Below are 15,525 nucleotides of genomic sequence, written 5' to 3'. Positions count from 1 at the left end.
TCAGCGGTATGCACCGCTGTTTTTTCTTTTTTGCTTTTCGGTCCGGGCCCTGCCTTTGGCTTTCATTTGCTGATTCTTCAGATAGACTTCCCTGGAGGCTGAATATCGCGCCTCTTTTTTCAGCTTTAAATAGCTCTTCCAGCGTTCCTGGGATAATTCCCCGTTTTCCAGAGCGGCCTTTACCCGACATCCGGGTTCATTTTGATGGCGGCAGTCGGAAAAACGGCATTGCGTGAAATACTGCTCCACATCGCTGAAGGTTTCGCCCAGGCCGTCGGTTACATCCCACATCCCCAGTTCACGCATGCCGGGAGTGTCTATAATCATGGCGCCGCAGGGCAGCATGATGAGCTGCCGGTGAGTGGTGGTGTGACGGCCTTTGGAGTCATCCTCCCGGATGCTGTTGACAGCCATCATATCCTGACCGGCCAGGGCATTTACAAGGCTGGATTTGCCCACGCCGGAGGATCCCAGGAAAACAATTGTTTTGCCAGGTTCCATATAGGGCTGCAGGTATTCCAGGCCGTAACCGGTTTTGGCGCTGACGGCAATGACATCCACTGTCCGGGCAATGGCGGCGGCCTCCTGAAGCTTCTGCATATAGTCCTCCTCCAAATCCGCTTTTGTGAGGACGACTACGGGCCGGGCGCCGCTCTGCCAGGCCAGGGTAAGATACCTCTCCAGCCGCCTTGGGTTAAAATCGTGGTTGAGAGACTGCATGATGAAAACATAGTCAAAGTTCGCGGCTACCAGCTGCTCCCAATGGCCTGCCGAAGAGGGATCCAGGCGGGCAAAAAAGGTTTTTCTTGTCAATGTTCTTATAATCCGGCTGTCCCCCTCCGGTTCCCAGTTGATCAGGACAAAGTCGCCGGTTGTGGGGAAGGATTCTTCCCCTGTATAATAGCTGCTCTTTTTCAAAGCAGCCAGGCCTGTGCCATAGCTGCAGATTATTTCGTATCTGTCTTTATAAACTGCGGTTACCCTCGCAGGGGTTTCTCCGTCTTGAGACGGCTTACCATCGGGTATATATCCATATTCTGTAATATTCAAAGTGATTTCCTCCAAAATAATTTGTTCGATTTATAGTTTTCTTGTTTTCATTCTTGTTTTCGCTTTTTGTCATTATAAAATCCTCCTTTTCCTATTAGGGCGGCATGCTTAAAAAAGGGCATAAAAATCCCGCAGAAACAAGCCTTCTCATACTGTTCCTGCGGGTATTAATTCCGTATCAAGTATATTCTGAAAGGATTGTTATCGGGTATGCCTGTGAAGTTAAGTGAATGCCACCTCATTATTTGCTTTCATTAAACAACGCTCCTTTCATTTTCTCTCCGGGGAGAGAACAGATTTATAATTAGTATAAGGGATGAACATAAAATATGCAATACCAAATTATTACTTAGGTTTCGATACAAAAAATGAGTGCTGCCGTCCGTATCGAAACCCTCATGGCTCAGGATGGGGATTCACTGAGAACAGCATCCAGCATATCCATCATTCGGTTCTGGTCGGCCGGCTTTCCCGCGGAAAATGCTGCGGGCATCTTCTCTTTCGTCTGCTTCAGATAGGAGAAGGAAACCGGAAAGGCCCGTTCCAGCCCTTCCAGATAGCTGCTGCTGAAAAAGTCTCCGCTGCCTGCGGCTGAAGAAAGTATCAGCTGGAAGCAGTTCTGAAGAAGGAAGTTCCGGAAAGCGGCGCTGGAGGGAGGGGAGAAATGAAACAGCCGGTCTGTATAGTGAAACAGCCGGTTTACTACGTCTTCCCTCTCCTCCGGCGTCTGACAGCGGGAGAGCAGCGTACGGCTGCCGCTTTCCCGATCCTGGGCGATATCCTGGAGATCATCGCATATCTGGAGCAGAAAACCGAAGCCAAAGTAGAAAAGAGCATCTTGTTCTGTCATTTTACAGTTAATGAAGTATCGGTCTATTAATACGGATAATCCGCCTTTATAGATGGAGATGTCCAGTATGTTTTTTTCGGTCAGGGAAAGGGATGCGTCCGTCTGCTTCTGGCTGATTTCCTGTGCCTCCAGCATCAGAAGGAGTCCCTGCCGGATATCCGCCGCGGCTTCTGCGCCATAGGCTTCATCGGCTTCCGGCCCGGGATAGTCAGCGGCTATGGCGTCCAAAAGCATGGCTGTTTTTTCCTCATGCAGGGACAGGGGTGTTACAGGCAGGCCGCTGATTCTGTGATGGATGAGCTTGTTATAATGTATCTTTTCTTCCTCTGTATGGGACGGATCATCCAGAAAATTGTCGGTAAAGGGGTACAGCATACTGTAACCGAAAATGGAGGAAGAACATTTCTGGGGAAGGCCGTTCTGCTCCCGGAAAATGGCGTAAACCATGTAATTCCGGATAGCCTGGCCCATATCCTCCAGTTCCATATCCGGTGCAAAACTGCGCACCTTGCGCAGAAATTGTTTTATTTTGTCCTGAAAAGCATCCAGTGTCTGAGGGGAAAGAGCATTTCGGATTCCAAGCACCGGTTCGGTGAGAAGGAGGCTGTGGAACAGGCTTTCCGTTTCCTTTAACCAGATTTGCTGACGGGGAGTGATCCGTTCACTTCCTTTTTTATTGGGAAAAGTAAAAGCGCTGCGGGAGGGAAAGGCCTTCAGGTGAAGCCGTATCCGTTCCGTGCTTTCGGTAATCCATTTTTCGTTCGTTCCTTTTTCACCGGCATTTATTTCCGTAAGGAATGGCGGAAAGGTACATTCGGCAGACTGCCACAGCTCCTGAATCCGGGGCATGAGGGAGCCGGTTATATATTCTTTCTGAAATAGCATGGGATTCTCCTGTAATTTTAAATCGGTATCATCAGTTCGTGGAGCATCACCAATATTATGAAGGGAAAGCAATGAAATTACAAGCAAATTATGGTTGCGGCGGAATAAATCTCCCTCTTTCACTTTTACGAATAGAATGATACAATAATATATCATTAACATACAGTTAGGGGAAAGGGGTTACACAATGGACAGAGTCAGTCTGACTAATACGGATCTGCAGGTTTCGCAGCTATGTCTGGGTACCGCGGATTTCGGCACAAAAAAGAGCCGGGAGGAAGCTTTCCGGCAGATGGATATCTTTCTGGACGGCGGGGGGAATTTTATCGATACTGCTCACGTTTACGGCGATTGGGCCTGTGATGAGAAAGGGCGCAGTGAGAAGGTCATTGGGGAATGGCTTAAGGGAAAAAGGGATCAAGTGATCCTTTCAAGCAAAGGCTGTCATCCTCCCATTGATAATATGCTGTACTCACGGGTAGATCCCGGGAATCTTCATAAAGATGTGGAAGAAAGTCTGAGCCAGCTGCAGACGGATTACGTGGATCTGTACTTCCTGCACAGGGATAATCCGCAGGTGCCGGCAGGAGAGCTGCTGGAAGCCCTTGAGGAAGAGGTCCGCAGAGGGCGCCTGCGTTATTACGGCTGCTCCAACTGGAGCCTGGATCGTCTGAAGGAAGCGGATACTTACGCCAGAGAGCATGGGCTGCATGGATTTGCCTGTAACCAGATGATGTTTGTCCTGGCCGATGTGGTTCCGGAAACATTAGTGGAACCGCAGCTTACCATCCTGGATGATGCGTATTACCAGTATGAAAAACAAACCGGCCTGAGCTTTATGGCCTATATGTGTTTGGCCGGAGGCTATTTCTCCAAAAGAATGGCAGGTAAGCCGGTTTCCCCCCAGCAAAAGGAACGGTACCACGGGGAAGCGAATGAGGCCATATTAAGGCAGCTCAAGCTGTGTGTGAGCGAGGGCTACAAGGTTACGGATTTTCTGTACAGCTATGTGAAGCGGGCGGCGTTCCCTTCCATTCCGATTTCCGGATTCGGAAATGAGGAGCAGCTGAAGCAGGCGCTTGTGAGCATTGAGCAGGAGGTTCCGGATGAGATGATGCATGATCTGGTGTCCTTAAAAAGAATGCAGTCCTATCATTGGTAGGCTTTTTTACAACCGGCAGTTGATTTCTGCCGGTTTTTCTATTGTGCCGTTATTTTCTCCGGAGATAAGGAATGATACAATGAAGCGGTAAAGAGGCCGGCAAGTTGTATATAGGAGGAATTTAAAATGGAGATCAGGTTATGTGATAATATTGTACGATTCCGTAAATCAAAGGGCTATACCCAGGAAGAACTGGCTAAGAAGCTGAATATTTCTTCCCAGGCGGTATCCAAATGGGAAAATGCCCAGTCCCTTCCCGATATCGCCCTGCTTCCTGCGCTGGCAGGAATACTGGAAACGGATATCGATACACTGATGGGATATATCCCCAAAAAGAAAATGGTAACACCCTATGAGGATCGCTATAATGCGAAGGAATATTACTGGGGAACCATGCCGAATGAAATGTGCATGGAAGTGCTTCGAAGGTACTATCCCACAAGGCCGCTCCGGCTTCTGGAGGTGGGCTGCGGAGAAGGAAAGGATGCCGTTTTTTTCGCCAGAAATGGTTACCAGGTCACGGCCTTTGATGTGACGGAATCCGGAATTGAAAAAGCCAGAAGGCTGGCGGATATCCATCAGGCGGATATTGATTTCTTCCGTGCGGATTTGCGGGACTTCCGACTGGATGAGGATTTCGACATTATCTACAGCTCCGGGGTATTCCATCATATCCTGCCGGAGCTGCGGGATGAGATTATGGAAAATTACCGGTCGCATACAGCTTCAGGCGGCATGCATGCGGTCAATGTTTTTGTGGAAAAGCCCTTTATCCCGGAGCCGCCGGACTCGGACCTGTGTTCCCGGAACTGGGCATCGGGGGAATTGTTCACCTGCTATAAGGATTGGATGATTGAGGAGTGCAGGGAAGTGATTTTTGACTGTAACAGCAGCGGGATTCCTCACAAGCATTGCATGGATACCGTATTTGCAAGGAAAATGCCGGATAGAAAGGGAGAATAGGAGTGAGATGGAAGCAATAATGACAGAAGAAAAAAACAGAGAGACAGCACCTGTACAACTGGAAACAGCGCGTATGATTCTGCGGGATCATCGTCAGGAAGATTTCGAAAGCCATCATGCGCTGCTCTCCGATCCGGAGGTGATGTATTATCTTCCGGATATCATGACTCACAGCAGAGAAGAATCCCTGAAGGATCTTATGATCTCTGTGGAAGCAATTACAGCACATCCGCGGAAGGAATATTTCCTGCGCATGGAGGATAAGGAAACGGGGGAACTCATCGGGGAAACCGGTTATACGGTTTTGGAAGAAACTCCTGTGGGCAAGCTGGTACACGCCGGATATTTCAGCAGAAAAAAGTTCTGGGGAAAAGGGTATATGACGGAGGCGTTCCGGGAATTGCTGCGTTTTGCCTTTGAGGAAAACGGAGTATGCAGGGTGACAACGGGGTGCGACCCGGAGAATAAGGGCTCGGAAAATGTCATGATTAAGTGCGGCATGATCAAAGAAGCGGATATGAAGAAAAAAGTATGGATGCATGGTGAGCTGCGGGATCGGGTGGAGTACCGGCTTTTAAAGGAGGAATGGGAGAACGGGAAGGAACAAAAGTAAAAGGGCTGTCTTTCCAGAAGAATAGAGTTCTGTTATACTGTAACCAGGCTGTGATTTCAGATATCATCGGGAACGCCTGTTTTTAAGGACGAAAATCGGCCGCCATTTTATGGCGGCTTTTTTGGTACTGGATGTTGGTACAGCCTTTGGATGCGTACCTTCGGATTCTGAATCCTGAATAAGGGGCTATAGGCTGCAAAGGGGGGATAGCTATTTCTGTTTTAAAATTAGTTAAGAAATCTTTTTTCTACAGGGTAATCAGAGCCTTTTTAGTGGTTCTGGTACTTGTGTATTTATTGTATTTCGGGATCTATATGGCTGGCTATAATATGCTGACCGATGAAATTTCCCAGTCATTATATTCCAAAACCTCTTATCTCACCAATACTCTGGAAGAGGAAATCAGAAGAATTCAGAAGCTGCAGTTTGAATGTATTAATGACGATATTATTTTTTATACCATCAGTGCATTTCCCATCCTGACCAAAAGCGAGCAGGTGAAGAAGCTTTTGGAAATGCAGAATCGACTGAAAATTCTGCATGAAAGCTCCACCTATATAGATGAGGTGTTTGTCTGTATCCCGGGGATGAACCGGAAAATTTCTTCGGTGGACGGAGTGGAATTAGTGGGAGAAAAGAATCAGGAATTTCAGAATATGCAGGAAAAATCTTTGCTGTCCCCTATTTTTTATGATCAGGGTTCCATGTACCTGGGGGCAACCTATCCCAATAATATAGTGAATATGGATACCGCCCAAATGTTTACGCTGGTCATCCGGCTGTCTGAAAAGGAGCTGAAAAAAGAACTTAATTTCCTGGGTGAATATCCGGACAGCGGGATAAAGCTGGTAGACTGCGGAGGAAAATATGAACTGAATGTGGGCAGGGATATCAATCTGGAAGGGATCAACAGCACGAAGGAGCAGTGGCTGCAGCAGGTTACGGATGAAAAAGATCATCAGAAATATACGGTTTTTAAAATAAATTCCGCTTTCCTGAACATGGATTTATTCGCCTATGTTTCCAATCAAACGGTATACCGGAATCTGCAGATTTACCGGAATATTTTCTTTATCTGTCTGCTGATGGTAATGCTGATGATGGCAGTCTATATCTATTCTCTCCATGTTGTTATCAGCCACCCGATTAAAATTCTGGTGAAAACCATAGAGCGGATGGAAACAGGAAATCTGGGGGTGCGGATTGAGGAGAAGCGGGAGGATGAGTTTGGATATGTGTACATAGCCTTTAACCGGATGGCGGAATCTCTGCAGAACCAGATGGAAATCAATTATAAACAGAAGCTGCTGACACAGCAGGCAGAGCTGAGGCATCTGCAGTCGCAGATCAATCCGCATTTTCTTTATAACAGTTTCTTTACGCTCTATCGGATGGCCAAGGATGAAGACTGTGAGGGTATTGTGGAATTTTCTTCCTATTTATCCGAATATTATCGGTATATAACAAAGAGCGCCAGGAGTGATACGGAATTGAAAACAGAGGTGGAGCATGCAAGGCGTTACGCCCAGATCCAGGCGATGCGTTTTAAACGGCGGCTTACCGTGGAATTTGAAGAATTGCCGGAGGAGTTTGAAAAGATTACCGTTCCCCGGCTGATTGTGCATCCCCTTTTGGAAAATGCCTTTGAACATGGACTGAATAATGTGGAGAAGGGCGGCGTCCTGCGGGTCTGGTATGAGCGAAAGGAAGAAAAGCTTTATATTCATGTACAGGATAACGGCGTGGGAATGACAGCTGCGGAGCTGGAGACTTTAAAAGAAAGTTTCCGGCAGACGGAGGAAACCATAGAGAATGGCATCTGTAATATTGACCGGAGACTGAAGATAAAATTCGGTGAGGAATATGGAATAGAAATCAGCGCGGAAGAAGGAAGGGGAACCGTCTGCAGTCTGGTTCTGCCTGCAGACAGCGATGAGCAGGGGGGAGAGTATGTATAGGGTATTAGTGGTGGATGATGAAGAAATGATTACGGACAGCCTTGCCGGTATGCTGGAAGAAACACCTCAGTATGAGCTGGATGTTTATAAGGCATATTCCGGGACAGAGGCATTGCGCCTTCTGAATGAGTTCCAGTTCGATATCGTTGTATCGGATATTTGTATGCCGGGAATCACAGGAATTGAACTGGCAAAAAATATTCGGCAGAAATGGCCTTTGTGCCATGTTATTTTCCAGACGGGTTATGATGATTTTCATTATGCACAGCAGGCAATCCGGCAAAGGGTGACTCATTACATTTTAAAAAGCGAAGGGGATGAGTTCCTGTTGGAGGCGATAGGGGAATGTATCCGAACCATTGAACGGGATATGGATATGCAGGATACCTTGCTGAAGACAAAGGAGGAAACTCGTCTTTATAAGGCCATGCTTCGTCGGAATATGGTGCAGACGCTGCTTTTTGATCAGAGTAAGCGGACGAGCCACAGGGACAGGGCGTATGAAAAGGTGGAAATAGATTTGAATTTAAGTCTCCCTGTTATGCTGCTGGCGGGACGCAGCGCACAGGAGCTTACGGAAGAGACGGCTCTTGCTATTGACCTGGCCATGCAGGAGAAAATTTCCTATGCCGTAAAAAGTGAAGCCGCATGGATGGACAAGCATGTGATTATGTGGGCTTTGCAGCCGGTGGAAACAGAGAATCTCCGGCATGCCCAGGCGGTGGTAAAAGGAATGGCAGAGGGGATTCAGCGTACGATCTGGCAGATGCTCGGTATTTCCATTTCTTTCGTGTTCCGGGAGAAACAGATTGACTGGGAACATGTTTCGCAGCCGTTTGAGGAATTGAAGCATATTGCGGCTAATCGTCTGCGGGCGGATTCCCAGATTGCAATGGCAGGTATTGAATATTTTGAGGAGGATGGAGGAATGGCCGGAGGGCAGAATGAGGCGGAGCTGGAAAAGTCCTTTGTAAGCCGGCTGATGGCTTATATGACGGAGCATATAGACGGGGATCTGTCCCTGTGTACGTTATCGGAAAAGCTGCACCTGAACCCCTCTTATTTGTCGCGCCGGTTTAAGGAGCTTACCGGCAGGACACTGACGGAAGTAATCCTGCGGATCCGGATGGAAACCGCATGTGAGCTGTTAAAAACCACATCATACCGGATCAGCGAAATCGCCCAGATGGTGGGATATGAAACGGCGGCTAATTTTTCCAAAGTATTTAAAAAGGCTATGAAAATGACACCCAGGGAATACAGAGATGGAGAAGGAACAATGCAGTAGAAAGATGAGAATTACAAATGGGGATTCCTCTCCGTCCGTTCCATCTGCTGTTCCCGGTCATTTTGATAAGGGTCTGTTTCAAACAGTTTTGTCTATGCTCTCCACTGCCGAAGCGGCTGGATGCGGTTGACGCCGAAGCGGCTTTAGCCACTTAAACCGCTGCTGCGGGCGGTCAGTGGAAAATAGAAACAAAACAGGGAGAAACAGGCCCTTTTTTGTGATGGCAATGAACAAAGTATAAATATGACGGATGGTTCCTTTTATTTGTTTGATAAACGTAAATTAAGAACAAGGTAAAAAAAGAACAAGAAAGATAAAGAATGCAATATATACAAACAAAATGGCAAAAACTATAATTAAATATATAAAGTATATAAAAGGAGGGCTTGGTGTGAGGAGAAAGTTTAAACTGGTTGCTTTGACAACTGCAATGGTGATGACGGCAGCGGCAGTAATGGGCTGTGGATCGCAGTCGGGGGACGGCGGCACAGCGGCGCCGGAAGAAAAGAATACGGAAAATAATGTGGAAAGCAGTGTGGAAAGCGGCTCGGAAGAGTCAGGGGAAGTAGATGTGTTTGCGCGTTATGATGAGCCGGTGGAAATCAGCTCGGTAAAGAATCTGGGGGCGGGCATGCAGTTTCCGGAAGGGGATTCCCTGGAGGATAATGTCTGGACCCGCTATTATGAAGAGGCGCTTAATATTAAGGTGAACTGGGTATGGTCCACGAATACGGAGCAATATGCGCAGAAGGTAAATATTGCCATAACCTCGGATGATATTCCGGATGTCATGCAGGTCAATGCGTCTCAGCTTAAGATGATGTATGACAACGGGCAGATTATGGATGTGACTGAGGTGGCAGAAGCAAATCTTGCCCCGTTTACGAAGGAGGTATTGAATTCTGACGGAGGGCTTGCGATGCAGGCGGCAACTTTTGACGGAAGGCTGTATGCCATTCCCAAGATCGGCTCCCCGCTGATGACCGCAAAGGTCCTTTGGGTACGTACCGACTGGCTGGATAATCTGGGGCTGGAGCTGCCTGAGACGGTAGAGGACATGAGAAATATCGCTGAAGCGTTCACAACTCAGGATCCGGACGGCAACGGTGTTGATGATACATATGGACTGGCGGTTTATAAGGATCTTTATGGCAGCGGTTATGCGGATTTGACGGGCTTTTTCAATGCTTATAATGCCTATCCCGGGATTTGGGTAGACAAGGGGGATGAGGTTGTATGGGGCGGCATTCAGCCTGAAGTAAAGGATGCTATGGCCGCTCTGCATGAAATGTATGCGGCAGGCCAGATTGATCCGGAATTCGGTGTAAAGGATGCCAATAAGGTAAATGAGGATGTCAGCGCCGGACGCTGCGGCATGATGTTCGGTGATTTCTGGAATATGGCGTGGATCAATGATGCAAAGATAAAGGATCCTTCGTTTGAATGGGTTCCGGTGGCTATTCCTTCCCTGGATGGCACAACACCCGCAAAGGCCCAGCTTTCTGCAAGTACAGTAGATTTTTATGTTATCAGTGCGGACTGCGAACATCCGGAAGCGGTTATCAAAATGCTCAATTTACAGCTTGAAAAGAGTTACGGTGAAACAGCGGAGCCTGAGGTATACAATATCACACCGGAAGGGTTTGGCACATATCAGTATCCTGTTGTATCCATCGAGCCTCCTATGAAGAATTTCACTGCGGCACAGAAGGTAACGGCAGTTATCAACGGCGAAGCGGATCCCGATACCCTGAATGATGAAGAGAGAGGGTATTATGAGATGGCATGTAAGAGCCTGGATGGCGATCATAAGGACAATAACTGGCATCAGCTGAAAATGTATGGGCCTGGCGGCGCGCTCGGCGTTATCTATGACAATTACTGGGTTTCCGGCAATGTGGTTAATGATGCGTATTATGCGGCCCCTACAGAAGCCATGGCGGAAATGCTTCCCACTTTGAAGAAACAGCAGCTGCAGGATTATACCAATATTATTCTGGAAGGGGATCTGGATAAATTTGATTCCTTCGTGGCGAACTGGAATCAGCTCGGAGGGGAAGAAATCACACAGGAAGTGAATGACTGGCATGCAGAGCAGAATTAAGGAATGAAAAGAAGCGGAGGAGATTTTCTCCTCCGTCTTTGATAAGGGGTGATGTCATGAAAAAGTCCAGAAAGACAAAAAAGTTTTTTAAAAACGGATCTCTGCATCTTATGATGATGCCGGCGCTGATTTTGCTGCTGATTTATAACTATATTCCCCTGGCCGGGAATATTATGGCCTTTCAGAAATTTAATCCCAGCAAAGGCTTCTTCCATTCTAAATGGGTGGGGCTTAAAAATTTTCAGTATGTGTTTCATCTGCCGGATATTTACCAGGTTATATGGAATACCTTTTACATTGCAATTCTGAAAATTATCATGGGTATAGTGATTCCTGTTATTGTGGCTTTGCTTTTGAATGAAATCCGGAAGATGAAATTTAAGAGGACCATTCAGACCATGATTTATTTCCCCCATTTTTTGAGCTGGGTTATACTGGCGGGAGTTTTTGTGGATGTATTGTCCCCGTCAAACGGGGTTATCGGCAAAGCATTTACGGCGATGGGGCTGGAACCGATTTTCTTTTTAGGGGATTCCAAATGGTTTCCCTATACGATGGTTCTGACTGATACCTGGAAGGAGTTTGGCTACGGAACAATCGTGTATCTGGCGGCGTTGACAGGGATCGATCCCAGCCTGTATGAGGCGGCCGTCATGGATGGTGCAAACCGTTGGAAGCAGACCCTGCATGTAACACTGCCCGGTATTCTGCCCATTGTGATGCTGATGTCCATTCTGGCTATGGGAAATATTTTCAATGCGGGGTTTGACCAGATTTTCAATATGTACAGTCCGCAGGTTTACAGTACAGGCGATATTCTGGATACGCTTGTATACCGAATCGGCATGCTGGATGCTCAATATGGAGTGGCAACGGCCATAGGCCTGTTTAAATCAGTGATTTCCTTTGCCATGCTTGGCATTTCTTATATGGTGGCTTATAAATATACCGATTATCGTGTGTTCTAGGAGGTGGCATTATGCGCAGAAAAACACTTGGAATGAAGATATTTACCGTTTTTAATTATGCATTTCTGACGCTGCTTGCAATCAGCTGCCTCTTACCGATGCTCAATCAGCTGGCGATTTCCTTCAGCTCCAGCAGCGCGGTGGCGGCGGGGGAGGTGGGGCTTCTTCCGGTGGATTTTACGCTGGATTCCTACAAATATATGGCGGATAAGCCGGAATTCTGGAAATCCCTGAGCGTTTCCCTGGGAAGGATTTTGCTGGCGGTTCCCATCAGTATGATTGTCTGTGTGCTGGCGGCATTTCCGCTGTCCCGGCTGGATCATGAATTCCCGGCAAGAAAATATTACATCTGGGTATTCGTAGTCCCTATGCTCATCGGCGGCGGCCTGATCCCTACCTATATGGTAGTCCGCAATACCGGGCTGATCGATTCGATATGGTCCCTTGTATTGCCTAACGCAGTCAATGTATTCAACACGATTCTGCTGATGAATTTCTTCCGTTCCCTGCCCAAGGAGCTGGAAGAGGCGGCTTATGTGGACGGAGCCACGAACTTCAGGGTGCTTCGGATGATTATTCTTCCCGTATCCAAGCCCGTATTGGCAACCGTAACGCTGTTTGTCATCGTAAATCACTGGAATTCCTGGTTTGACGGTTTGATTTACCTGAATTCTCCGATGAAATATCCGCTCCAGACTTATCTGCAGACACAGGTGGTTTCCACAAACCTGATGGCTTTGGAAACGCTGCGGGATGTACGGCAGATCGGTTTGATTTCGGATCGGACCGGAAAAGCGGCGCAGATTTTTCTTGCAGCTGTTCCTGTTTTGATGATTTATCCTTTCCTGCAAAAATATTTCACAACCGGTATTGTAATGGGCAGCGTTAAAGGATAACACGGCCTGACACTAAAAACTAGGAGGAACGATATATTATGTGGACTTTGGATTCACCCAATAAAGAATTGAAGGTCATGATAGAGCAGCAGGGGGATGGTTCTCTGCGGTACTGTGTCAGTAAACATGGAAAAAAGGTTATTGAGGAAAGTTCCATGGGGATTTGCACGGATTTGGGAGATTTTACCGATGGTCTGCTCTTTGAAAAAGAAGAGAGAGATTCCATTCGGGAAGAATATTCCATTCCTGTGGGAAAAAAAGAGGTGTATACGAATCACGCGCAGGAATTGGCGCTGTGTTTCAGAGCCCATGAATCGGAATTTACGGTAAGGCTGCGTGCTTTCGATGACGGAATGGCTTTTCGCTATGAAATCCGTACTTCCGGAAAGGATACGTTTCTGGTGAAAAGGGAAAATACGGAATTCAGAATTTCGGAAAATTGTGACAAGCTCTGGCTTCAGGACTGGATTCCAACCTATGAAGGCCCTTATAATGCGCGGAATTGGGATAAGAGTATGAACGGGCAGCCTTTTGGCATGCCGTCCCTGTTTTTTTCGGAAACGGACGGGGAGTGGATTATGCTCAATGAGGCAAATGTGATTAATACAAACGGCAGCTATTGTTCCTGCCATCTGGTTGGAAATGAAAACAGATGTATGTCCGTTGGATTTGCGCCGGAAGAAAAAGGAAAGCCTGTTAAGACGCGCCTCCCTTTCCAATCTCCCTGGAGATACGCAGTGGCAGCGGATAATCTGGACGAGCTGGTAAATTCCACGATAAATTATAATCTGAATCCGCCTTCTGTGATTGAGGATACCTCCTGGATTAAGCCCGGGCGTGCTCTCTGGTCGTGGTGGGAGGATATGAATGGGGCCCAGCTATACCTGGAATCCAGAAATTATGTGGATATGGCGGCGGCATATGGCTTTGAAGGGCTGACCCTGGACTGCGGCTGGGATGCCTGCTGGGTGAAGGACCTTTGTGAGTATGCCCATGAAAAAAATGTGCAGATCTGGATTTGGACTGCCATGCAGCGGCTGGATACCAGGGAAAAGGCTGAGGAACTGATCCCTTTGTGGGCAAGCTGGGGTGTGGATGGGTTAAAGATTGACTTTTTCGAGAATGATTCCCAGCATACCATGTGGCAGTACAATATGCTTGCGGACCTGATGATTCAGTACAAGCTGATGATTAACTTCCATGGTTCCGTGAAGCCCATGGGTGAGGGGAGGACCTGGCCGAACTTCATGACGGCGGAAGGCATTATGGGTATGGAACACTACCAGTGGAGTGATCTGCCGAATTCCCTCCATAACTGTACCGTTCCCTTTACAAGAAATGTGGCGGGCCCTATGGACTATACCCCCACGGCATTTTCCAATCTGAAAAACAGGAATACCACCATGGGGCACCAGCTGGCGCTGCCGGTGGTTTTCGATTCCGGCCTGACTAACTATGCTCTTGCCCTGCGTTTTATGGAAGGATGGAAGGGGACGGATTTTCTGCGCCGCACCAAAAACCATTATCAAGGTGTGAAGGTACTGTCCGGTTATCCGGGTGATCATGCGGCAATTCTGCGTTATACGGATACGGAATGGCTGATAGGTGTGATTACGTCACCTAAAAAGGTAGTAAACCTTTCTCTTGATTTCCTGGGTGAGGGTGAATATGAAGCGGAGATTTATGAAGACAGCGCCAAGGGCGAAATGATTTCCAGGACCTGCAGAAAGGTAAGGGCAGAGGATGTGCTGGAACTGAGCCTTCTTGCGAACGGAGGCGCCGGAGTTTATATAACGAGGAAGCTGGAGCCCTTATCCTTCGGTATCTGTTCCGGATATATGAGCGATAGCTATACGGAGTATCCGGGAAAAGACGCGAAGATGCTCCAGGGCAGTGAAAAGGTGGAGTGGGATGAAGAGACTGCCGGTTTTGTATTAAATGGAGCCGCCGAGTTTTACGGTAAGGCGGAGGAGACTAAAAATTATTCTCTTCGTCTGTTCTATGCGGCAGAAGAACCCTGGGTCATGGAATTTACCTGCGGCAATTTTACGGCTACGGTGAAAATGCCTGCGAGCACTGCGATCCGCACCTTTATAACACATGAGATCATCATTCCCGTTAATGCGGGGGACTTTACTTTCCGGATGAAGCGGATCTCCGGTAAAGCGCCGGCCGTATGGAAGCTGAAACTGATTGATAATGATCCTTTTATGCCCATTGCCTATGGAATCAGGGAAGAAAATCTCTGCGGAGGAGGGGAAATCACCTGCGTGGACGGCACTGCAGTGGCGACCGGCCTCGGCTGGGATGCAGAATTGAGGTTCAATGAGGTTATGGTGCCTGCGGCAGGAAGATATATCCTTCGGATCATCTATGCGGCAGGAGACTGCAGGGATATTTCCATTCAGGCGAATGATGATGAAGTGATTAATACCTATCTGCACAGTACCAGCGGCTGGGAATTCCCCACCTGGGAGTATGTGGGAGAAAAGGAAGTGCTGATCGACCTGAAGGAGGGTAAAAACCGGATCCGGATGTTCAACGATCATGGCCTGATTTCCCATATCCGGGGGATAGAACTGATAGCAAAATAAAAAATGTCGTAATAACAAGTGTTTTGTCGGGTTGTTTAAAAAAGATAACAATATATAGTGCGGGCGGTCTTGCATTTTCCGGTTTTCTTTGATACCATTAGTACGGAATGCTCCAGTGATGACAGGACAGACGACCATCACTATAATAAAAATTCGGCTGGTAAATGGAAGGTGAAAACTGCAAATTTTAGGAG

General features: G+C 47.5%; 11 protein-coding genes. 9 read left to right on the top strand and 2 right to left on the bottom strand.

Features of this window, described 5'->3' with window-relative positions; all coding sequences use genetic code 11:
• Positions 1-1,050 (bottom strand): ribosome small subunit-dependent GTPase A, encoded by a 1,050-nt coding sequence (gene rsgA, locus BLA28_RS05805; RefSeq protein ID WP_044966044.1) that lies wholly within the window; start codon positions 1,048-1,050, stop codon positions 1-3.
• A 403-nt stretch (positions 1,051-1,453) separates the two neighbouring features.
• Positions 1,454-2,785 (bottom strand): hypothetical protein, encoded by a 1,332-nt coding sequence (locus BLA28_RS05800; RefSeq protein ID WP_069156402.1) that lies wholly within the window; start codon positions 2,783-2,785, stop codon positions 1,454-1,456.
• Positions 2,786-2,972: 187 nt separating this feature from the next.
• Between BLA28_RS05800 and BLA28_RS05795 the strand changes: the two genes are divergently transcribed.
• The 9 genes from BLA28_RS05795 to BLA28_RS05755 all read left to right on the top strand — a co-directional run bounded on the left by BLA28_RS05795 (position 2,973) and on the right by BLA28_RS05755 (position 15,331).
• Positions 2,973-3,947 carry an aldo/keto reductase gene (locus tag BLA28_RS05795; RefSeq protein ID WP_069156401.1) on the top strand — a complete coding sequence of 325 codons (975 nt, stop codon included), beginning with the start codon at positions 2,973-2,975 and terminating at the stop codon, positions 3,945-3,947.
• 126 nt (positions 3,948-4,073) lie between these two features.
• Positions 4,074-4,910, top strand: a complete 837-nt coding sequence (locus tag BLA28_RS05790; RefSeq protein WP_069156400.1) for a methyltransferase domain-containing protein — start codon at positions 4,074-4,076, stop codon at positions 4,908-4,910.
• A gap of 7 nt (positions 4,911-4,917) precedes the next feature.
• Positions 4,918-5,523, top strand: coding sequence for a GNAT family N-acetyltransferase (locus BLA28_RS05785; RefSeq protein WP_069156399.1), 606 nt, complete (start codon positions 4,918-4,920; stop codon positions 5,521-5,523).
• 272 nt (positions 5,524-5,795) lie between these two features.
• Positions 5,796-7,481, top strand: a complete 1,686-nt coding sequence (locus tag BLA28_RS05780; RefSeq protein WP_069156398.1) for a sensor histidine kinase — start codon at positions 5,796-5,798, stop codon at positions 7,479-7,481.
• Entirely contained in the window at positions 7,474-8,769 is a 1,296-nt protein-coding gene (locus BLA28_RS05775; RefSeq protein WP_069156397.1) for a helix-turn-helix domain-containing protein, read from the top strand. Before BLA28_RS05780 ends, BLA28_RS05775 begins: the two co-directional genes overlap by 8 nt.
• 391 nt (positions 8,770-9,160) lie before the next feature.
• Positions 9,161-10,873 carry an extracellular solute-binding protein gene (locus BLA28_RS05770; RefSeq protein WP_081337260.1) on the top strand — a complete coding sequence of 571 codons (1,713 nt, stop codon included), beginning with the start codon at positions 9,161-9,163 and terminating at the stop codon, positions 10,871-10,873.
• A 56-nt stretch (positions 10,874-10,929) separates the two neighbouring features.
• Positions 10,930-11,841 carry an ABC transporter permease gene (locus BLA28_RS05765; RefSeq protein WP_009256541.1) on the top strand — a complete coding sequence of 304 codons (912 nt, stop codon included), beginning with the start codon at positions 10,930-10,932 and terminating at the stop codon, positions 11,839-11,841.
• Positions 11,842-11,852: 11 nt separating this feature from the next.
• On the top strand, positions 11,853-12,737 hold the full coding sequence (locus BLA28_RS05760; protein WP_009256542.1) for a carbohydrate ABC transporter permease: 885 nt from the start codon (positions 11,853-11,855) through the stop codon (positions 12,735-12,737).
• A gap of 38 nt (positions 12,738-12,775) precedes the next feature.
• The gene (locus tag BLA28_RS05755) at positions 12,776-15,331 is read left to right on the top strand and encodes a glycoside hydrolase family 97 catalytic domain-containing protein (RefSeq protein ID WP_069156396.1); all 2,556 of its coding nucleotides are present in this window, start codon (positions 12,776-12,778) and stop codon (positions 15,329-15,331) included.
• Positions 15,332-15,525 lie beyond the last annotated feature (194 nt).

It is taken from the genome of Eisenbergiella tayi, from assembly GCF_001881565.1.
Taxonomy (GTDB): Bacteria; Bacillota; Clostridia; order Lachnospirales; family Lachnospiraceae; genus Eisenbergiella; species Eisenbergiella tayi.
Note: the sequence above shows the minus strand (reverse complement) of the source record. Positions and strands in the feature narration are given on the sequence as shown.

Excerpts from the sequence above, each read along its gene's own strand:
- BLA28_RS05800 (WP_069156402.1), bottom strand. The coding sequence starts at position 2,785 with ATGCTATTTCAGAAAGAATATATAACCGGCTCCCTCATGCCCCGGATT.
- BLA28_RS05795 (WP_069156401.1), top strand. The coding sequence starts at position 2,973 with ATGGACAGAGTCAGTCTGACTAATACGGATCTGCAGGTTTCGCAGCTA.
- BLA28_RS05790 (WP_069156400.1), top strand. The coding sequence starts at position 4,074 with ATGGAGATCAGGTTATGTGATAATATTGTACGATTCCGTAAATCAAAG.
- BLA28_RS05785 (WP_069156399.1), top strand. The coding sequence starts at position 4,918 with ATGGAAGCAATAATGACAGAAGAAAAAAACAGAGAGACAGCACCTGTA.
- BLA28_RS05775 (WP_069156397.1), top strand. The coding sequence starts at position 7,474 with ATGTATAGGGTATTAGTGGTGGATGATGAAGAAATGATTACGGACAGC.
- BLA28_RS05765 (WP_009256541.1), top strand. The coding sequence starts at position 10,930 with ATGAAAAAGTCCAGAAAGACAAAAAAGTTTTTTAAAAACGGATCTCTG.
- BLA28_RS05760 (WP_009256542.1), top strand. The coding sequence starts at position 11,853 with ATGCGCAGAAAAACACTTGGAATGAAGATATTTACCGTTTTTAATTAT.
- BLA28_RS05755 (WP_069156396.1), top strand. The coding sequence starts at position 12,776 with ATGTGGACTTTGGATTCACCCAATAAAGAATTGAAGGTCATGATAGAG.